The organism is Pelagibius sp. (genome assembly GCF_965227505.1).
Lineage (GTDB): Bacteria > Pseudomonadota > Alphaproteobacteria > Kiloniellales > Kiloniellaceae > Pelagibius.
This window is the reverse complement of sequence record NZ_OZ245757.1, coordinates 5,057,660-5,078,617: the sequence shown is the minus strand read 5'-3', so window position 1 is coordinate 5,078,617 and position 20,958 is coordinate 5,057,660. Positions and strand designations below refer to the sequence as shown.

Sequence of the window (20,958 nt, the reverse complement as noted above, 5' to 3'; positions counted from 1 at the left end):
TCCGGGCCAACCTTTGTCCGGAGACCAGATGCGCCTGATAGTCCGCCTCTATGACCTGCTGCTCTATGGCATGGCCCTGGTCGCGGCGGCGACGCTCGTCTGGCTTATGGTTTCTGTGGTGACCTCCGTCGCGATGCGGAACCTGGGTGTACAGCCTTTTGCATGGTTGTTCACATCCGCTGAGTACGGACTCCTCTACATGACCATGCTGGGCGCGCCCTGGCTCGTCCGGGAAAAGGGGCACGTCCATATCGAGCTTGTGACCGCGGCACTTCCCGGCGGTCTTCGGCGTATCGTCAGCAGGCTCATTGCCGCAGCCTGTGTCGCCGTCTCTCTGATCCTTGCCTGGTACGGGCTCGAGCTTTTCCTGACGAATGTAGAACGCAACGACTACGACGTGCGCGCCTACTTCTTCCCACGCTGGATGCTGACCATCAGCTTCCCCATCGCCTTCACCGTCATGGCCATCGAGTTTGCGCGTTTCGTCTTCGGACCGCAGCTGATGCACTCGGGCGAAGCGGGAATTCACGAGTAATGGAGTGGTACGAGGCGCTGGGGCTGCTCGTCGGCTCGATCATGGTTCTGATGGCGCTCGGGATGCCGGTGGCACTGGCTTTTCTCGCCGCCAACATTCTTGGCGCCTGGGTGTTCATGGGGGGCGAGCGGGGTGTCGTTGCGCTCTTGAACAACGGCTGGGGCTCGCTGACGAAGTTCGCGCTGGTACCCATCCCGCTCTTTCTTCTGATGGGTGAGATCTTCTTTCACACCGGTCTTGGCGGGCGCATGTTCTCGGCCATCGACAGGCTGCTGGGACGACTGCCCGGACGGCTGAGCTATGTAACGGTCTTGGGAGGCACAGGCTTTTCGACGCTTTCCGGCTCATCGATGGGGTCCACCGCCCTCCTCGGATCCCTCATGGTTCCGGAAATGACCAAGCGCGGTTACAAGAAGTACATGTCAATCGGACCGATCCTCGGCACCGGTGGACTCGCGATCATTATTCCGCCCTCGGCACTGGCGGTACTGCTCGCGACGCTTGCCCAGATCGACGTTGGTGCGCTCCTGATTGCCGGGATCATCCCCGGGCTCATCCTTGCTGCGCTCTATATCGGAACGATCTACCTTCAGACGCGGCTCGATCCGGCGGCTGCTCCGGCCTACGACGTTCCTCCGCAAAGCGTCGCGGAGAAGCTGGGTCTGCTCCTGCGGGATGTGGTGCCGATGATCGGGCTCATGGTCCTCATCGTCGTGATGATGATCAACGGGATTGTCACCCCGTCGGAGGCCGCAGCCTTCGGGGCCCTGGGCGTTCTATTGCTTGCGGTCCTCTACCGCTGCCTGACCTGGGAGGCCATCAAGAACTCCGTCCGCAGCGCGCTCCGGGTCACCCTCATGGCCTATCTGATCGTTTTCGGATCAGCGACCTTCAGCCAGCTCCTCGCCTTCTCCGGCGCATCGCGCGGTCTGATCAACTGGGCGACCGGCTTCGATCTGGACCCTGTCGCCATGCTCCTTGTCATGTTCGGAGTCCTTCTGATCCTCGGGATGTTCATGGAGCAGATCTCGATCATGCTGCTCACTGTCCCGATCTTTTTCCCGTTGGCGATGAGCCTCGGGTTCGACCCGATCTGGTTCGGGCTTATCATGATGCTCGCTCTCGAGATCAGCTTCACGACACCGCCCTTCGGGCTCCTGCTCTTCGTGATGAAAGGCGTCGCACCCTCGGATACGACAATGCGCGAGATCTACCTCTCGGCCATGCCCTTTATCATCTGCTCACTGATCCTGGTGGCGCTTCTGATCATGTTCCCGCCGCTCGCAACCTGGTTGCCGCAAACGGGCTAAGGCAGACTACGCGGTACTCCGCGTTCCGAACATCCGAAGGATCCTTGCTGATCGGCCGCAAGGCGCCCTCTCAAGTTACAGAGCGTTCAGGCTTCCGCCATCGACCAGAGACTGGAGAATGGCGTCCTGGGTGACAGCTGCTCTCACAAGGTTCACCCCTTGGACCACGATGGTCACATCGCTGAAACCACTGCCGTCACCATCGATGTCGATACCCATGGTGCTGTTGCTCGCGAGACCGTCGAAGGTGACCTCCAGGTAGCTTGCCAAACTGGCGCCGTCTTCAGCCCCGAGACCAACCAGGAGATCCGAAACGTCGATGACATCGCTGTCCCCAATACCGAAGTCCGCAATTACCTCCGTCGACCCGGCCGGACCGGGCGTAAAGACAAAGATATCGCTGCCTGACCCGCCTTCCAGCGTATCGTCGCCGTCACCGCCATTCAAAGTGTCGTCGCCCGGCCCGCCCACGAGGCGGTCATCTCCGCCATTTCCGAGCAGGTAGTCCGACCCTGCATCGCCGAAGAGCGTGTCGTCGCCGCCTTGCGCATCGTCGCCGCTCGAGTCGCCGTAGATCGTGTCGTCGCCGCTGCCGCCATAGAGGAGGTCGTCGCCGCCGCGGCGGGAGGCCGCCGCCCCACCGTCCAACGCCAGGACATCGCCGGAAATCAAGTCCTGGCCGCTGCCACCGAGAATCGTGTCGTCGCCACCGAAGACGGCGATGGCCAAGCCGCCCACTGACAGGGCGTCGCCGGCCAGGGTGTCGTCGCCGGCATCTGCAGCAATCCAGTCGTTGCCGGCGGCAGAACCGCTCAACCCCTCGGCGGTGTCGTTATGGAGCGATGCATCGCCGCCATCCGCCGCCATGGCATCGCCGGAGATCAGATCGTCGCCGACGCCGGCCACCGTAATCGTGTCGTTGCCGAGAAGCGCCAGAACCGCCGCTGCGGTGTTGACCACCGTGGCGCCCCCGCCTCGCCCGCTCGCAAGCGCGTCGCCGGCAATCGTGTAGCCACCATCGCCGCCGATAATGGTGTCATTGCCGGCCCGGCTCTCCCCTGCTGCTGCACCGGTCAAGGTGTCCGCAAGATTGGTAACCAGGGCCGAGGCATCGCTCCCTGCGGCCAGGGCATCGCCGGCAGCCTGGGAGCGGGGAGCGAGGAGATCACCATCCCCGCGCGGCTCCGTATTGTCGCCGAGGCGGATCCGATCGCTTCCCGCCGTGGAACCGCCGCCCCGGGCGGTGTTCTCTACCTCTGCTCTGGCGCGATGGCCCAAGGTAAGCGAGTCTCCGGCAATCGTGAGCACGCCGTCGCCGCTGTAGATCGAATCATCGCCGGCCATGGCCGGGCTGGTCTCACCCCGGGCTGAGACTGTGTTCCTGGTCAAGGCCGTAGTCTGGTCGGCCACCGTCAAGGCGTCGCCGGCAACGCTGTCGTTGCCGTAGAAGCCCGGTGAGACGGAGCGGAATCCAGCGGCGTAGATGTCGTCACTCCCTGCCCTCGGACGGCCCTGCTGGTTGGAGGTCACCGTGTTGTCCGCCGTGGCGTCGCCGCTATCGATACCGGAAGTCATGGCATCGCCGGCGATCAGATCGGACCCGAAGTTGCCGACGATGAAATCGCCCCCGGCTCTGACAATACTGTCATCGTTGGCTGTTGCCGTATTCGTAACGCTGGCAGAGGCACCAGCGCCCAAGGCCAAAGAGTCGCCGGCCAGGATGTCATCGCCGTCGTTCAGAAGGTCACTGCCTTCATCAGCCCAGATTTCGTTGGAAAAGATCCCGTCGTTTCCTGCCAGGGACACCGAAAGATCGAAGCCCGTCGCCTGGTTTGCAGCGGTTGCCAAACCATGGTCACCCGCTGATAAGGCATCGCCAGCAATCGTGTCATCGGCGCGCCCCCCGGTTATCCCATCGTCACCGATAGGGGCGTAGCCGCCCAGCTCGGCCACCGATGTGTTTTCCACATCCGCGACACCGCCCTTGCCGTAAGCCAAGGAATCGCCGGCGATCAAGGCATGAACCGTAGACCCCGCCGCGATACGGTCACCGCCGGCCAAGGCATAGGCAAAGGCAAAATCGTCTTCTCCGGAAGCGAGGCCGACGTTCCTCGTTTCCGCACGGGCATTGGCACCGTAAGCGAGGGCATCGCCTGCAACCTTGTCGAAGGAGCTTCCGAAAACATCGATGAAATCCCACGATGAAGTCGCCAGAACATCGCCGTCAAGCGCCTCTGCAAAGCTGTTGGCCCGCGCGGTGATGCCTTCGCCCATGGCAAGAGCATCACCGGAAATCGTGTTTGAGCCTCCGCCACCGGGGATGCCGGCTTGAATGCGGTCGCCGCCTGCGCGGCTGGCGCCGCCGCTGCCCGTGTTTGAGGATGTGTTGCTGGCGATGGCATCGCCACCCTCTTCGTGGAAGGCCGCGGCATCACCGGCGACGATGTTGTTGCCGACACCTGCGTCAATGGTGTCAACACCGCTGAGAGCCGCAATCGAGCCGAAAGCGGAACTCTCGAAGGAAGTATCGGCGACCGTCGCCGCCACGTTGGAAGCGTCCGCCGTGCCCCGTATACCGGTCGCCAAAGCGTCACCGGCGATCACATCGTCATTGCCGTTATCTGATCCCTCGGTTCCGTCACCGTAGATTACATCGGACCCGCCCGACGCGATGATCTCGAAACGGCCGAACTCACTTGGCAGTTGCGCAACTGACGTCTCGTTGTCGACCACCGCCGCGGCGCCTGCCCCATCCGCCAGAACGTCGCCGGATATGGTGTCCCTGCCATTTCCACCCAGGACCGTGTCGCTCCCCGCACGCGCCCTTGCCACCAGCTCGGCCAATTGATTGAGATCAGGGCCATCGCCTGTCACCGACGCAGTTGTGGCCGCCGTGTTCTTTACACCGGCGTCGCCGCCGGCCAGGGCATCGCCGGCCAGGAGGTCGTTGCCGGCACCAGCATCGATACTGTCGCTGCCGGCAGAGCTGGTCACAGCGCTGTCGCCCGCTTCTGTCTGCGACGCGGTGGTGGACGCCGTGTTCTGGACCTCCGCTGCTCCATCGCCATCGAGCGCAAGACCGTCACCGGAAACAGTGTCGCCCTGGGCGCCGCTCTTGAGCGTGTCATCCCCCGCTAGCGCTATGCCGGAGCTGTTGGCGACCTGGAGCGATGCCGCGCTAAGGGCCCGCGCCATTCCGCTACCCAAAACCAGCGACTCGCCTGCAAGCGTATCGCGTCCATCGCCACTGGCGATGGTGTCACTTCCCGCGTAACCGTCCGCGGTTACGGCGTTTTGCGCCTGCGCGAGCGACCCTGGTCCGCCATCAGCCAGCGCGTCACCGGCAATGAGGTTGTAGCCGCCGCCGCCATCGATCGCATCGTTTCCGGCGCTGCCCTGCGCCGCAGGTCCGCCGAGGGTGTTCGCAACCACGGCTTCCGCGGCACCGGCCGCCGCAAGTGCCATGGCATCGCCAGCCAGCACGTCGGCGGCCCCATCACCGCTGATGGTGTCGTCACCCGCCTCGGCAGGAGCCCCGGCCGCTTCCGAAACCCTGTTCTGCACTTCGGCGCGCGCCGCACCGCCGCCATGCGCAAGACTGTCGCCGGCGATGCTGTCGTTGCCATCGAGGCCGCGCAGGCTGTCCGTGCCGGCGGCCGAGCCTGCCACTGAAGAGGTATTTTCGGTCAGCGCATGCGCGTCACCGCTCGCCACCGCCAGGCCATCCCCTGAGGTGACGTCGTTCCCGGTGCCCGCCGTAACCGTATCGCTGCCCGCCCGGCCGGCCTGCGCCCCATTCGCGGCGTGGGCGTCGGCTGTCCCTCCGGTCGCGCGGGCCAGGGCATCGCCCGCCAGGGTGTCCGCGCCCGCACCGCCGCGAATGACATCCCCAGCAGCGACACCGCCAGCGATCGCGATGCCTGTCGCAACCGCAGAGGCCTGCTGCACGGCGCGGGCCAGACTGTCGCCCGCGATCAGATCCCTTCCGCCCCCGCCGGAAGCACTGTCATTGCCGGCCGATCCTTCTGGCCCGGTGGCCTCATTGGCGGCAACCGCATTCGCAACCCCTCCCTGCTCAAAGCTGTCGCCGGCGATCAGGTCTCTTGCATCGCCGGCACGCAGCGTATCGTTCCCGGCAAGGCCGCCGCTGCTCTGGTTGGTTGCCTGGGCCGCCCCAGGGGAAGGGTTGGCGTCCAGCGGCTTGATCAACAAGACGTCGCCGGACAGCTTGCCGAGGCCATCGCCGGAAACCAGGAGATCGTTACCGGCAGAACCGCCCTCCGATGCCGTGTTCAGGCTCGCCGCTGCGCGGGTGCGTTCAAAGCTGCCTTGATCAAACGCCAGCGCATCGCCGGCGAGCGTGTCGTGCCCGCTTCCGGCGGTCAGGGTGTCACTGCCCGCATCGGCCAGCGCTCCTGCCGCCCTATTCTCGCTCTGCGCCAGGACTTCACCGCGACTGGAAGCGAAGGCGTCGCCGGCCAGGAGATTGTTGCCACCCCCCGCAGCAAGGACGTCACCGCCCGCAACGCCACCTTCGGCGGTGTTCTCAACGAAGGCCTCGACACTTGCAAACCGACTGACGGCCATCGCATCGCCGGAAAGGTTATCCGCCCCCCCATTGCCACTGATGGTGTCGGCGCCGGCAACGCTTCGGCCGACAACGCTTTGACGAGAGTCTTCCAGGAAGACGCTGTTCCTGGCCGAGGCTGTCCCCAACACTCCGTCCGTCGATGACAAGGCATCTCCGGCAATCGAATCAAGTCCATCCAAACCGCGCAGGTGATCGTTGCCCGCCGACGACGAAGCGCCTACAGCCGTGTTTTCGGCCGCTGCGGTCGCCGGGCCCTCTGGAGTGGCCGCCATTGCATCACCGGACACCAGATCCGCACCGCTGCCGGCATTGATGATGTCGTCGCCCGCCGAGCCGCCGTCCGCATCGTTGGTGCTGCGGGCCTCGGGGAACGAACCTGCCGCGATTGTCAGGGCATCTCCGGCGAGGGTGTCGGTTCCAGCTCCGCCAAAAATGCGGTCTGCTGACGCTGTGCCGCCGTCTGTGGCCCTTGCGGCAGCTTCGGCCAGGCCCTGCCTTTCGGTGTTCGCCAGGCTGTCTCCGCCAATGGCGTCGCCCCCTCCACCTCCGAAAATGGTGTCACTGCCAGCAAGTCCCGCAGGTCCCCGGGAATCATTTTCAGTCGTACGATAGGAGTCCCCCGCAATGGTGTCATGGCCGTTGCCCGTTACGATCCGGTCGTTCCCGGCGGCGCCACCATCAGCGGTATTCAATGCGCGGCTCTCTCCGGAGGACCGGGTGTCTCCCACGAGGAGGAGAGCCTCTCCCGAAATGAGGTTGTCGCCGTCGCCGGCCAAAAGTTGGTCGTTACCCGCAAAACCACCCGCGGCAGCGATATTGGTTACGACAACACTTGGTGATCCAGAAGATCCGAAAGCCTCGCCGGCCATGGTATCGTTGCCTTCGGCCGCAGTCAGGGTATCGTTCCCGGCGAAGGCCCCCGGTCCTTCGGCTTGGTTCTCGACCACTATATTAGCCCCACCACGGGAGGCGTCCCGGGCCAGGGCGTCGCCGGCCATGCGGTTGGACCCGCTACCGCCCTCCAGACGGTCGCTACCCGCCGTCCCGCTGGTCGACAGGTTTCGGGCTTCCCCGAAAGTCCCGAAGCCGTCACGGCGGGACATGGCCAGGGCGTCGCCCACGATGACATCGCCGCCATCCCCGCCCTGGAGGGTATCGGAGCCAACAAGACCACCGTCCGTCACCGAGTTCTCGGCCGTTACCTCGGAGCTGGGCACGTCATCGCGTGCAAGCGCTTCCCCGGCGATTGTGTCATCGCCGTCGTTTCCCAGGATGAGATCATTGCCGACCGAGCTTTCGGGATCGGCACCGTCGCGGTTGACCACTGTCGCAGAGGCAAAGTTTTCGGCCACCGCAAGGGCTTCACCCGCGATCAGGTCATCCCCCAGGCCCCCGTAGATGGTGTCGTCACCACCTTGCTCGATTTCCGCAGAGGCATCGCTCAGAGCGCCTCCGTAGCCCACCGAACCCCGGTCCAGGATGTCTCCGGCAATGGTGTCTGCCTGTGTGCTGCCGCTGTCGCCCGGGACGAAGCCGTCGTCGACGCCGCCGACAGGGGCGGCGTAGCCGAAAATCCGGTCATCGCCCGTCCCGCCATCGAGGGTATCCCGGCCGGCGCCGCCGATCAGATAATCGCCGCCCGAGCCGCCGTAGAGCAGATCGTCGCCATCATCGCCGCTCAGGAAATCGTTGTGATCCTCGAAGATCCCGTCGGCCTCGGCATTGGCAAAGACTTCCGCCTGTAGGGCCGCCAGCGCCTCGCTGCCGCCATAGAGCGTATCGTCACCGGCGGCACCGAAGAGCAAATCCGGACCCGGCCCTCCTTCCAGCAGTCCACCGGCGCCGCCGCCTATGGCCAGAACGGTCTGACCGGCCTTCGGGTCAGGATTGGCCTGGCCGGGATTGAGGTCGTCGCGGAGTGGGTCCGCAGGATTGGGGTCCAAAGCGCCGGCATCAGCTGCGCCGCCGGCCAGGTCGTTCAGGCGACCGTCCGTTGCCGTGACCGAGGTTGTCCAGTCCGCCGCACTGTCGCTGTCCAGCGCGCTCCCGGAGTTCGCATCGTTCTCGTCGAACACGCGTGAAAACACCTGGTGATCGTTGGTGAAGCGGCCATTGAAGGTCTGTAGACCGATACCGACGTTGTCCGAGGTCACGCCGCCTGCGTCCCAGACCGCCGCCGTCAGCGCGCCAAGGTCAGCGCCGGCAAGGTTGGCCGCAAAGCTGTCCAGGGAGCCGGCATCCTCAGCAACAAGGTTGACCGCCAGCGGCGCTGTGGTGTCTTCGCCCAGTGCCCAGGGCAGAGCTCCGGCAATGACAAGGCCGCTGAGCGGAATACCCGATGTATCAAAGACCCTGACGACCACCGCGGCATCCCCGCCCGCATCCGCCGAGGCGTCCTGATACAGCACCAGGTAACCGCCGGCGGGGATCTCTATCCCATCCGGCAGGTCAAGCACCACAAGGTCTCCGGCAGGGTTCAGAAACTCCAGCCTGTTTGCGAAGGTCTCTGTCAGCGCTTCGGTGTTATTGTAGAGTTCCACGAAATTGTAGAGCGCGGCCGTTTCATCAGCGGCCACGGACGCCCCGTCGGCGCTCCCGCCATTGTCAAGAGGTGGGATGTCGAGAGCCGCGGAAACCCCGATCTCATTGATCACAAGGTGTCCAGGGAGGTCTTCATCCAAGCCGCCAACGATCCGGCTCTGTGAAGGCGGTGTTATGCTACCGCTTGCCTCGCCCTGGCGAACTTGGGGAAGCGCCGCTCCAGCAACCGCTGGATCAATCCTTTCGCCCTGATTGTCGGGGGCCGTGGAGGGTCCGGTTCCCCTGACGGAGAAGTCGGCACCGTTGCCCTCCTTGGCGATGGAAGCCGAAGCCCTCGGACCGTCCACAGGCAGGTTCTGCACGACCGGAGCGGTCTTGTTCTCTTGGATTGCGTTCGGCGACGGCACAGATCCACGTGCACCGGTTTCCTCGATCTCTCGGCGCATCGATAGGCTCCCTTCTTCCCTGTTAGAATCCGCCTTGCACCTGCCCAGACCTCACGACCGATGAACGACCGGTTCAATGGAGAACCGTCGCCGATAGGGGGCCTGGAATCCTTCTTCCAAACCGAGAGCAACTTCTTCGCGACTCCACGGAAAGTCGAGAAACCTAATTGAGACAACTTTGGGTTTATGTATGAGCTTGCCCAGGGGAAGGCCGCTGGCCGAGGTTGTGTTCCCAACGGCGGTGCAGGAGTGAATAAGGTGGAAGAGATTGAGTGCGCCAAAGAACATCAGCGCACCCTGACCCGGGAAGCTGAACATACTGCAGGACCTGATCCCACTCCTGGAACAGGTCACCAAGAGCGGCGATCAAAGGGCGCGTCCGCCAGATCCGCGCCCAGATCGAGAAGGCCACCAGCGACCATGACCGCGAAAAGCTGGGAGAGCACCTAGCCAAGCTCTCGAGCGGCGTGGCGGTTATCCGGGTCGGCGCACCTCCAGACCGGGATTGGTTGCGCCCTTAGGCCCGCTCTCTGGCCCCCGCACCCCGGATCACCTGGAGATGCGCTCAGCCAGACCGTTCCGCTCCTCTGCGATGCGCTGGACCCTGTCCCAATCGATGCGGAGGTGCCTGCCCTGAGCGTAGGCCAAGATCGCTTCGCGCAAACCGGGCAATGGTTCAGGTCGGAAAGCACCGCCGACTTCAATCTGGTCGGCCTGTTCTTGATTGGGGTGAACCTCGAGGTAGAGCTCTTCACCGATCCATCCAAGCTTGACCTCTTGATCGACAATCGTGACTTTCGTGCCAACCGCGACAAGGCTGAAGAGACGCTCGATGTCCTCCGGGTAGAGACGCAGGCAGCCATGGCTGACCCGTCGGCCGATGCCTTCGGGCCGGTTTGTCCCGTGAATGACGTAACCTTCCCAGCCGAGATTCAGGGCAAAGGCGCCGAGCGGGTTGTTGGGTCCCGGCGGGATCGCGGCGGGCAGTCCGGGCCGCGCGGCCCGGATCGATGCGGGGGGGACCCAGACGGGATCACGACGCTTGCTAGCGACATGCGTGGTGCCGGTCGGCGTTTCACAACCGGCGCGCCCAATCCCCAGAGGGTAGCTGCGAGCCCGGACGTCACGACCGCCAAGGAAATAGAGCCGTTGGTCCGCCAGATTGACCACGATACCCGCGCGCTCCTCCGTCGGTGCGAGGTGCAGGGTCGGAACCACGACCTCCCGGCCCTCGCCCGGCAGCCAAGGGTCGACCTCGGGGTTGGCGGCGCGCAGTTCGGTGAAGCCAAGGCCGTAGCGCCGCGCGATCGACATCAAGGTCTCATCGTGGGAGACGCGATGGGTAACATGGGTGGACGGTTCCGCCGCCGCGTTGGCCGCCAACAACACGACAGCCGCCGCGACCGTCAGACCGCCGACGATGGAAGCAGCGAAAAGGCCTATGAAATCCAGCAGTACCCTTGCTGAGACGCGACCCCAGGACCGCCTTCCTACGGAAGGCGGTGCCTGCGCCGCCGTGACGGATTGTGGTACGTTGATCATCTCAATGATCTGGGGATCGAGTGCCATCCTTGCGACCCTCCATCAATGGATCACAACGCGGATCTCGATCCCCGGTTCATGACAATGCTGCGACCTGAAAGAGGCATTGGCACCCCTATCGCTGCGACGCGTAACACCTGCGCCGTGCCGTGATACGCCAAAGCGGGAATGCACCAGATTCTCCAGATCCGCGCGTCCGATGCCATCGCGGATTAGAGCGGCACCGGCTTACCGCATTCGGAGATTGACCTGAATCAAGCAAATTTGCGGCCGCAGAGTGCAAAGTCCTCAAGGTGCAAAATGAACACGGACCCTCGACAACCGCATGGAACCTCGCTGGGCATCCGCCTATCCCCCTGGCTTGGATTGGCGCACGGAGATTGCCTCCCGGCCGCTTTTCGCCCTGCTCGACGATGCAGCGGCGCGCTATCCAGAGCATGCCTTCCTCGACTTTTTCGGCAAGAAGACCCGCTACCGAGACGCGGCTGACACGGTCGAGCGCCTGGCGCAAGGATTCATGAGGCATGGCGTTGGAAAGGGGGTCAAAGTGGGCCTCTTCCTGCCCAACTGCCCTTACTTCGTGCTCTGCTTCTTCGCTGTTCTCAAGGCGGGCGGAACGGTGGTTGCCTACAACCCGCTCCTCGCGGAGCATGAACTGGAGCGGCAGATACGCGATTCCGAGTCTGAGGTGATGGTAACCCTCGACCTGGCGCGGCTGCACGAGAAGCTCCTCTCAGTTTGCGCGAAGACGCGGCTGCGCAAAATCGTGGTCTGCCGGATGACGCGCATTCTGCCGTTCCCGAAAAATCTGCTCTTTGCACTCATGAAGCATAAGGAACAGGCAACGATACCCTCGGATGACCTGCACCTGCGCTTTGAAACGCTGCTCGACTCCGGCGGAAGCTTGCCACTGCCTGAGATCGACCCCGGCACCGACACGGCAGCGCTGCTCTACACCGGTGGCACGACGGGAGTTCCAAAGGGCGTATGTCTGACCCATGACAGTCTCTATGCCAATGCGATCCAGGGCGCCCGCGGACTGACGACGGTCGAGCCGGGGCGGGAGCGGGTTCTTGCGGTCCTGCCTTTCTTTCATGCTTTCGGCATGACAGCTGTGATGAACACCGGCATAGGAATCGGCGCTGAACTGATTCTTCTGCCTCGCTTTGACGTGAATGAGGTCTTGCGGACAATCGACCGCCACAAACCGACCCTCTTCGCCGCAGTGCCGACGATCTATGTGGCGATTACCGCGGCACCAGATCTCCAGTCCTATGATCTCTCCTCTCTCAAGCTCTGCACCTCCGGCGGCGACGCGCTGCCGCCTCAGATAAAGGAAAGCTTCGAGCGAATCGCAGGATGCAAGCTTCTGGAAGGCTACGGGCTGACCGAGGCCTCACCCGTGGTAACCTTCAACCTGCCCGGCGCCACCGACAAGCCGGGATCCATCGGCCTTCCCATGCCGCGTACCACGGTTGAGATCCTGTCAACGGAGGGCCGGCGGACGGTTCTGGAGCCCGGCGAGACGGGCGAGATCTGCGTCTCCGGCCCGCAGGTCATGGCCGGCTATTGGAAGCACCCCAGGGAGTCTGCCGACGCCCTGATCGAGGGGCGGCTTCACACCGGCGATGTCGGATACATCGACGATGAGGGTTACGTCCATCTGGTCGACCGCCTGAAAGACGTAATCAAAACTGGTGGCTACACGGTTTATCCGAGCGCGATCGAGGCTGCGATCCGGTCGCACCCGAAGGTGGCCGACGTCGCGGTGCTCGGCCAACCGGATCCATACTGGGGCCAGTTGGTCACGGCGGTCATCGTTCCGCTTCCAGCCCGCGACTTGGAAAAGGGCGAAATCCTCGCCTTCCTGGAAGACAGGCTCTCGCCTATTGAAAGGCCGAAGCGGATCGAGGTTCGCGAGACCTTGCCACGCTCGGTGATCGGCAAGATCCTCAAGGCCGAGCTGCTTTCCGAATTGGCCGAGGGGTCTGCGCAGCAAGACCAAGGTCCGGACCTGCCAGAGGCATGATCGCCCGCCAGACTGGTGGCGCAAGATTGAAACGTCAGCAGAACGGATGGCCCGGGAGCGGCGCCATCACGCCGATCACTGCTCCAGATCCGGCTCTCCGCAATGCTCCAGGATCTCAGAGCGGACCTTATCGCGCAGCCGCAGCGCAGCCGAGAAGTCCACGCCATCCGGCACAACCGGCTTGCCGATCGTGATCCGGACCGGCCCGCGCCTGGGAAACCAATAGTTGCTGCGCATCACCGAGCGCGTACCCCGCAGGGCGACCGGAACGACCGGGAGCCCGGCTCGGCACGAGGCGATGAAGGCGCCAAGATGGAAAGGCAGGAGGCCGGGCGCACGCGTGAAGGTGCCTTCTGCAAAGAACACCAGACGGCGCCCGCTTCTTGCAGCGGCGAGAATCTTGTCCAGCTCCTGCGCGCTGGCCTCGCGGTCGAACCGCTCGACGAAGACCGCACCGAGGCGCCGAAGGAACGACCCGGCAACGACCTGCGAAGCCAGCTCGTTCTTCGCGACGAAGACCAACTCACCAGGAAAAGTGGCAGCCAAGACCAGCCCGTCGACGTAACTCGCGTGGTTTGCAACGATGCTGCAACGAGTCCCCGGCAGATTCTCAATTCCCCTGACATCGAGGGGCACCGCGAGCAGGCGAAGCGCCAACCGTGCAGCACGATGAAGCAAGGCCCAGCGCCAGCGTGGGATCGGCAGGATCAGGACCGCCGCCCAAATGACGCTGGCCATGAGAACGATGACGCCCCACCAATAGCCGGCATAAAGCAGGCTCGCCAACATGCCGATGGCGCGCCGCGCCTGGGGTTTCAGTCCAACCAAGGTCAGGCGCACAATCTGCCACCAGAGGGATTTCGACCTGGCGACAAGCCTGCCTTCTTCGTAGAGACTTCGGGCGGCCGACCGGCGGATCTTGCCGCTGGATGTCTTGGGCACCGTGCGCGGCGGAGCCAGGATGATCTCGTCCGGCGGATTCTCGAGGATCCCGAGGGTAACCTCCGACACCCGGCTGCGCAGCGCCGCGAGGACCCCCGGATCGGTTGCGCGCGTTTCCGCCAGAACCACAACCCGCTCCGTGCCCGATGCGGCATCACGGCTGCCGAAAACGGCGGTGCAACCCTTGCGCAGCCCCTCGACCTCTCCGACTGCCTCTTCAACCTCCTGCGGATAGATGTTGCGTCCGGCGCGGAGGATAACGTCCTTGATCCGCCCGGTGATGAAGAGGTCGCCGCCGGCCTCGTAGGCGAGATCGCCGCTATCGAGCCAATCCCCGACGGAGAGCTCCTTGCTTTTCGCAGCGTTCCTGAAGTAGCCGCTGGTTGCAGAGGGGCCGCGGAAGTGGAGACGCCCCTGCCGGCGTTCGCCGAGTTCAAGCCCGGCCGCGTCGACAATGCGGACCTCATGCCCTGGCAGCGGACGGCCGCAGGCGACGAACTCAAGCGCCGTCGGGTCGTCCGCCGGTGCAGGAACCGCCGCTCCCTCCAGGCTCAGGGCGTCGCGCCTGATGCGATCGATCACCGGCGCACGCCCCGGTGGCGGAAAAGCCAGGCCAACAGCGCTCTCGGCCAATCCGTAGACCGGCCCCATAGCCTCGCGGCGAAACCCAAAGGGCGCGAAGCGTTCGGTGAAGCGCCTGATCGTATCGGCGCTGATCGGCTCGGCCCCATTGGCAACGAACCGCAGCGAGCTCAGGTCCAGCCCCTCGATGCTCTCTTCCTCAATCCTATTGAGGCAGAGTTCGAAGGCGAAGTTTGGCGCGGCCGACAGCGTGCCCCGATGGCGATGGACCGCCCAAAGCCAGCGTTCCGGCCTGGCAAGAAAGCTTATGGGCGACATGATCACGGCTGGCGCCGCATAGTATAGGCTGCCGAGCCAGGCGCCAATCAGCCCCATGTCATGGTAAAGCGGTAACCAGCTCACGAACACGTCCGAGGAGCTGGCTTCCATCTGATCGCCCATCGCCCGAATGTTGCTCAGGAGATTGTGGTGACTGAGGACCACGCCTTTGGGATCGCCGGTGCTGCCGGAGGTGTACTGGATCAGCGCCATGGCCGACGAGGCGGTCAGCCGGGGCAGCTTGCCGTCCGTGGCAACAGAAAGCTCCTCGACCGTTGTCACCGCCTGGAGCGTCGGCACCTGAGACTTGAGAAGCGCCGCCACGGGGCCCGCCTCTGCTCCCGAGATCAGGAACGCGGCGCCGGCATTGCGCAGGATCTTCGCCTGGCGCAGCAGGTGTTCTTCGACCTGCGAGCGGCGCAGGGGGGGATAGATGGGAACCGGCACCCCGCCAGCGTAGAGCACGCCGAAAAAGGCATAGAAAAACGCCGAAGACGTCGGCAGCATGATTCCGACGCGCTGATCCGGCGCCAAGCCGCCTTCGCGCAGCCCGCAGGCTACCGAACGGGCGCGCGAAGACAGCTCGGCATAGGTTACCGTCTCCCTGCTTCCGCTTTCCGTGAGAAGCTGGAGGTGTGGTCTCTCGGGGTGGGCCTGCACGTGCCAGTCCAGAACCTCCGGGAGGGTGGCGGCCTGCCGGGGTACGGACCCGACGACCCCCAGCGAGCCGAAGTCGGGTCCAAGATCATCGCCGGGCGCGAAGCCCTCCTCCGCGCCCCGGAGTGCTGCGAGGAGGTCGCCGGGGGTCTCGGCTTCTCCAATGAGAGTCTCCGGCAGATGCTTGCCGAAGGTGCGCTCCAGCCGATACAGCAGTTCGACCCGACCCAGGCTGTCAAATCCCAGGTCCCGGTCCAGGTGGCTGTCCAGCCTAGGCGATACCTTGCCTGAGCGGCCCGGATGCAGTTCGACAACCAGGTCGCCAACAAGGCCGAGCAGCCGCTCTCTCATCTCCGGACGCTCGACTCCGCCGCGAGTATTCGGCTTCTCTGCTGCCGACTTCGGTGAATGATCCTTGCGCGACACCCTGACATTCCACGATAGCTGACGCTGAGAGCACTTCTAGCAGCGGCGGTCCGGCGCACTCATTGATCTAATCCCTATGGCTGCGCCTGCGGCTACGCCCGGCCTGCGGATTCCTCTCAAGACCTTGACCCAATCAACTTGGTAGATGGGGACCCCCGTCTGCCTTGTCGATGGGACGACCTGACGGTTTCTGGCGCGGACTTACGATGCCAGTCCTTCAACAGAGCCATGGGCATGGCGCAGGCCGGACGCCACTCCCCGGACCGGTTGTCGGCAGCACCGGCCTAGAGAGCCGGGTCAGCCGCGGGCCGCACAAGAATCTTGTCTATACGGCGGCCGTCCATGTCGACGACCTCGAACCGCGCATTCTGATAGAGAAAGCTCTCACCGACGGTGGGCAAATGGTCAAGCTGCTGCAGGACGAAGCCGGCGACGGTATCGAAGCCACCATGCTCTCGAAGGCCTCGCAAGCCGACGCGGTCCTCGAACTCGTCTATCGGCAGCATCCCATCGACGAGCCAGGACCCGTCATCGCGTTGAACGATGAGAAGTTTGGCGGCTTCTCCCCCCTCCGGCAATTCACCTGCGATCGACTCCAGAAGATCGGTCAGTGTCGCCACGCCCTCGGTCACGCCATACTCGTCGACGACGACAGCCATATGTACGCCTTCGAGACGAAACCGTTCGATAAGCTTCAGGACGGGGAGCCGGTCAAGAACGATGAGCGCCGGCACCATCAGGGATTTTAACGCGATGGGCTCATTCTTCAGCGCCAGCGGCAACAGATCCTTTGTGTGAGCCACGCCAACCGCGTGGTCGATCGAGCCATCGCAAACGAGCAGGCGCGAAAAGCGAGACGTCTCGGCCACACGTTTCAGTGTTTCGTAGTCGGCTTGCGCATCGATCCAGACGACCTCGGAACGCGGCGTCATGATGACCCGGACCGGCCGATCGGCGAGGCGGAGCACGCCATCGATCATCTCGCGCTCCTGGGGCACGAAGATTCCCGCGAGCGTACCTTCGGCAACCAGCGACTTCACTTCATCCTCGGTCACGCTCTCCTTGCGCATCGCGGAAAGCTTCATGAAGCGAAGAACCGCATCGGTCGAAACCTTGAGGAGCCAAACCGCCGGGGCGGCCAAATGGGACAGCAGCTTCATCCGTCTGGCGACGAGCGAAGCGACGCGCTCGGGATTTGCCAGCGCAATGCGCTTCGGCACCAGCTCGCCGACGATAAGGGAGATGTAGGTGATCACTACCACCGTCAGGCCGATCGCGATCGTGTCGCCGTGCGGTGCGACGGCGGGGAAGGTTTCAAGCCAATCGCCAAGCCGGTCGGCGATCGTCGCTCCGCTCACTGCGCCCGCCAGAATTCCCACCAGCGTTATGCCGATCTGTACCGTTGACAGGAATCGCGTCGGGTCTTCGATCAGGAGCAGCGCCGTGCGTGCCCCCCTGTTGCCGAGGCCGGCCATGCGCTCAAGCCGGCTCTTCCGGGACGACACCAAGGCCAGTTCCGACATCGCCAAGAGGCCGTTCATGAGTATGAGCAGGAGCACAAAGACTATCTCTAGGTACAGCATGGTCATCCAATCTGACGAAGCAGGAGAGAGCGCTTCCCGGCTCCAACCACCCCGCCACGGCGGGCGTTCGATATTGCTTCACATTAGGTGCTTCATTTTACTGCGGAAGCCACGACGAAGGTACCGAGCGTTAACCGCCCGGGCATCAGGCTCCCGGTTGCCGCAAGCATGGCTGGCGCCTCAAACTGGGCGATGACGGCAGGGCACTCGCCAACTGTTGGTTCAAACAAAAACTGCCTGTAACAGAGTTCCTCAAACCCACAGGAACAAGTGCTTGGATCAGCTATCCGAAAGGGCAACATACCCGTCACAGTCATTTCCGTGGGCTGGTCTAAATCGGGGATGATGTTCTCGAGCCAGTACTTGGGAATGAGGCGGAGTGCGGCAAGCAAGACGCCTCGGGCATTTCACGCGACTTCGGCGACAACGGCAGGTCTTTCAAACCCTGACTGCGAAAGGTCATGCAGTATTCATCTCAACCTTCGGCGCTTGTGTCCCAATCTAGAGCAGACCGGATGCAAGGCGACTTGACACAGATCATGACTTGAAACCGGCCTTCTAATCTCAACAAAATCAACGCTATTGACGCCTCAACCCTGAGACCGGGCGGGGGAGCGATGTGTCCGCCCGGCGAACGAGGCGGACACCAGTCGTCCAACCGGCCGGAGCCGATCGATCAGGGCGTTTTCGCGCAACGCAGTTTTCAGAGCCCAAGACAGTCGAAAAGCGTTCGTAGAGGCTCTTCCTCAGCCGCTCGGCCTCCACTGTTGACGGCGCTGCCGCGGAGCCATCGCCGCTCGGACTGTCCGCAATGCAGTCTTGCCCCGCTTCGGTCGACGGTTGCAAAGGACCGGCTGGCTGGCCTCCGAAGCCGGCCGGACTACTTCACAGCATTCTCACCTGTGGGGGCCGTTTGCTGATCAGCCTCGTCAGCCGCCTCGTCTTCCTCAAGACGAAATATGACGAACTCGCCTCCAGGGCCGGTGAGCAGACCGGGGCCCGGCCGTATCTCGCGGGCGTTGCGCTTTTGCTCGCCCGGTTTCAGGGTGACCCCGCTGCAAGCCGTCACGGCAAGGCCGACGGCAAGCGCCACCGGGACAATCCAGAGCCTGGCCATCAGAACTTCGCCCGGCTGCCGAGCGTGAAGGCGAACACGTCATCAGTGTCCGGCGCGCCCGCTTCGGTATCGAGCGAGAACCAGCGCAGCTGCGAGTAGAGTTCCAGCCCCCAATCCTCCACGACCTGCACCGCGGCAATGCCAGCGGAGCGGCCCTCGTCGCATTCAGCACAGACGTTCTCGCTGTGGGTAAAGTCGACACCGAAACCGGTCGGTCCGAAACCGAAGAACTCGGTATCCCAGCCCAGCTTGGCATAGAGGTTGTAGGGGTTGTCCTCTTCGGCCTCGTCCATACCCCCGGAAAACGTTATGCTGAGACCGCTCGGCATGTGCAGCACCGACGCGGACCCGTTGATCCGATAGTCGACGTCATCGATGTCAGGGTCGGAGATGGCAACGGCACCAAGGGTCAGGAAGTCGCCGATCTCGACGCCGGTCCAGTCCCCATAGTCGCCGCCCCAGGTCGCCGCCAGATCAAGGCGATCATCGGAAGCCGCTGATGCAGAGAACTGAACGCCCGGTCCGAAGACCGGGGAGTCATAGAGAACCCGGTTCCGCCGCCCGTTGCCGTCAAAGTTGAAGAACGCATCGCCCAGCGTGATCCCGGTCAGGCTGTCGCCGTCGGTGAACTGCAGGCCGCCGACAATGTCGGAGACTCCGGAGTACATGATCGGGCCGGCAACCAAGGACAGATCGTATTCGGCCGTGTCCTCGGAAGCCGTGTTTCCCTTGCCGAGCGAGAATTGACCGTAATCGTCGTTCCGCGCAAAGATCTCGACCTTTCTCTGATCAAAGAAGTCACCGGAATCTTCGTCATCCTGGCTGACGTCGAAGGAGTTGTTCGGCGAGACGGCAATCTCAATCCGGGTTCCGAGGGTCGTCCCCTCGCCCAGATCGCCGGTGCCGACAAAGCGGATTCGCGAATTCGAGACGTCGTTGTCGACGAAAAAGGCATCGGTCTCGTTGCCGTCATTGACCACATTGACGGCCCGGTTTACCTGTCCGGAAATAGCCAGCTTCACCTTCGGCTGGCCCGAGGTCACACCTGGTTGCGTTGTCTCCCGCTCCTGCGTTGCCGTGTCCTGCGCCTGCGCGACCGCGCCGGCCTGCTCCCGGGCCTCCTGGGCAGCGCCGCGCGCCCGCTCGACGTCGGCCCGGGTTTGCGCCAGTTCACGCTGGACGGCCTGCAGCTGCTGCATCATCAGGTTCAGCTGCTCTTCCAACGCTTTGACACGTTCATCCGTCGATGTCTGAGCAGTCACCGGACCGAGGGTGAGCCCCAGCGCCAGAACAAACGTTCCACAACAAGCCGCAAAGCGGCCAAACCTGCGAACGCCCATGCCTTCAATCTCCTCCATCACACGTCATGAGTGGTCAGGGATCAATCGCCTCAGTCGCGCTTGAACGCTCGTGCCAGGCGAGCTCGCCAGCCTGCTCCGTCACCGTTGTTCCCGCGGATCCCTGAATGATCTGCACGAGGTCGGCCAGAGCCCCGATCGCCGCGGTCTTTCCCGTCCGCGCGGCAAAGCGGCAGGCGGCCTCAACCTTCGGCCCCATCGAGCCGGCGGGGAACTCGTAGGACTGGATGGCTTTCGGCGTCGCCCGTTTGATCGCTCTCGCGCCGGGCTCGCCCCAGCCCACGTAGACCGCCTCAACGTCCGTTGCCATGACGAAGAAATCGGCTTCGAGTTCGCGGGCCAGCAGCTCGCTGGCGAGGTCTTTGTCGATGACCGCCTCGGCACCGGTCAGCTTGCGGTCGTCGTCATAGACTGTGGGGATGCCGCCGCCGCCGGCGCAGATGACGATCGTTCCCTGCTCCAGCAACCAGCGGATCGGCTGGATTTCGAAGATCCGTTTGGGCTGCGGCGAGGCAACGACACGGCGCCACTTGTTGCCATCCGGCTTAATTGACCAGTCCTTTTCCTCGGCGAGCCGGTGCGCCTCCGCCGCTTCGTAGACCGGGCCGATGAACTTGGTCGGATCGTCGAACGCAGGGTCTTCGGAATCCACTTCGATCATCGTCAGCATGGTTGCAAAGGGCATTTCGCCGGGCAGCAGGTTGGCCATCTCCTGCTCGATCATGTAGCCGATCATGCCTTCGGTCTGCGCTCCCAGAACATCGAGCGGATAGGCCTCCTCCGGCTTGTAGGCCGCCCCCTGCAGCGCGAGCAGACCGACCTGCGGGCCGTTCCCATGGGAGATGACAAGCGCATGCTCCCTGGCCAGCGGCGCCATCGCCGCAGCCGCGGCGCGGACGTTCTCGCGCTGATTCTCAGCCGTCAGGGCCTGACCGCGCCTCAACAGGGCGTTGCCACCGAGGGCGATGACGATGCGCAAGG

10 protein-coding genes are annotated in these 20,958 nt (G+C 63.7%); 3 read left to right on the top strand and 7 right to left on the bottom strand.

What is annotated here, in order from left to right:
• Positions 1 to 28: 28 nt before the first annotated feature.
• Together ACO06P_RS23700 and ACO06P_RS23695 are read left to right on the top strand one after the other, a co-directional pair.
• Positions 29 to 535, top strand: coding sequence for a TRAP transporter small permease (locus tag ACO06P_RS23700; protein ID WP_420347682.1), 507 nt, complete (start codon positions 29 to 31; stop codon positions 533 to 535).
• On the top strand, positions 535 to 1,845 hold the full coding sequence (locus tag ACO06P_RS23695; RefSeq protein WP_420347681.1) for a TRAP transporter large permease: 1,311 nt from the start codon (positions 535 to 537) through the stop codon (positions 1,843 to 1,845). Before ACO06P_RS23700 ends, ACO06P_RS23695 begins: the two co-directional genes overlap by 1 nt.
• 75 nt (positions 1,846 to 1,920) lie before the next feature.
• Here ACO06P_RS23695 and ACO06P_RS23690 read toward each other — a convergent pair whose 3' ends face one another.
• Both ACO06P_RS23690 and ACO06P_RS23685 read right to left on the bottom strand, forming a co-directional pair.
• Complete coding sequence (locus ACO06P_RS23690) at positions 1,921 to 9,012, bottom strand: type I secretion C-terminal target domain-containing protein (RefSeq protein ID WP_420347680.1); 7,092 nt, start codon at positions 9,010 to 9,012, stop codon at positions 1,921 to 1,923.
• A gap of 960 nt (positions 9,013 to 9,972) precedes the next feature.
• The gene (locus ACO06P_RS23685; protein WP_420347679.1) at positions 9,973 to 10,992 is read right to left on the bottom strand and encodes a L,D-transpeptidase family protein; all 1,020 of its coding nucleotides are present in this window, start codon (positions 10,990 to 10,992) and stop codon (positions 9,973 to 9,975) included.
• 298 nt (positions 10,993 to 11,290) lie between these two features.
• On the opposite strand from ACO06P_RS23685, the gene ACO06P_RS23680 reads away from it, so the two are divergent.
• A complete protein-coding gene (locus ACO06P_RS23680; protein ID WP_420347678.1) occupies positions 11,291 to 12,994 on the top strand; it encodes a long-chain-fatty-acid--CoA ligase in 1,704 nt (567 codons plus the stop codon).
• A gap of 75 nt (positions 12,995 to 13,069) precedes the next feature.
• On the opposite strand, the gene ACO06P_RS23675 is transcribed toward ACO06P_RS23680, so the two are convergent.
• The 5 genes from ACO06P_RS23675 to arcC form a co-directional block, all read right to left on the bottom strand.
• Entirely contained in the window at positions 13,070 to 15,844 is a 2,775-nt protein-coding gene (locus ACO06P_RS23675) for an AMP-binding protein (protein WP_420347677.1), read from the bottom strand.
• Between the two features lie 359 nt (positions 15,845 to 16,203).
• Entirely contained in the window at positions 16,204 to 17,508 is a 1,305-nt protein-coding gene (locus ACO06P_RS23670) for a hemolysin family protein (protein WP_420347676.1), read from the bottom strand.
• An 874-nt stretch (positions 17,509 to 18,382) separates the two neighbouring features.
• Positions 18,383 to 18,619 (bottom strand): hypothetical protein, encoded by a 237-nt coding sequence (locus ACO06P_RS23665; RefSeq protein WP_420347675.1) that lies wholly within the window; start codon positions 18,617 to 18,619, stop codon positions 18,383 to 18,385.
• Positions 18,619 to 19,959: a hypothetical protein gene (locus tag ACO06P_RS23660; protein WP_420347674.1), complete on the bottom strand. Its 1,341-nt coding sequence runs from the start codon at positions 19,957 to 19,959 to the stop codon at positions 18,619 to 18,621. The genes ACO06P_RS23665 and ACO06P_RS23660 overlap by 1 nt, the downstream gene beginning before the upstream one ends.
• A 34-nt stretch (positions 19,960 to 19,993) precedes the next feature.
• A complete protein-coding gene (gene arcC / locus ACO06P_RS23655; RefSeq protein ID WP_420347673.1) occupies positions 19,994 to 20,956 on the bottom strand; it encodes a carbamate kinase in 963 nt (320 codons plus the stop codon).
• Positions 20,957 to 20,958 lie beyond the last annotated feature (2 nt).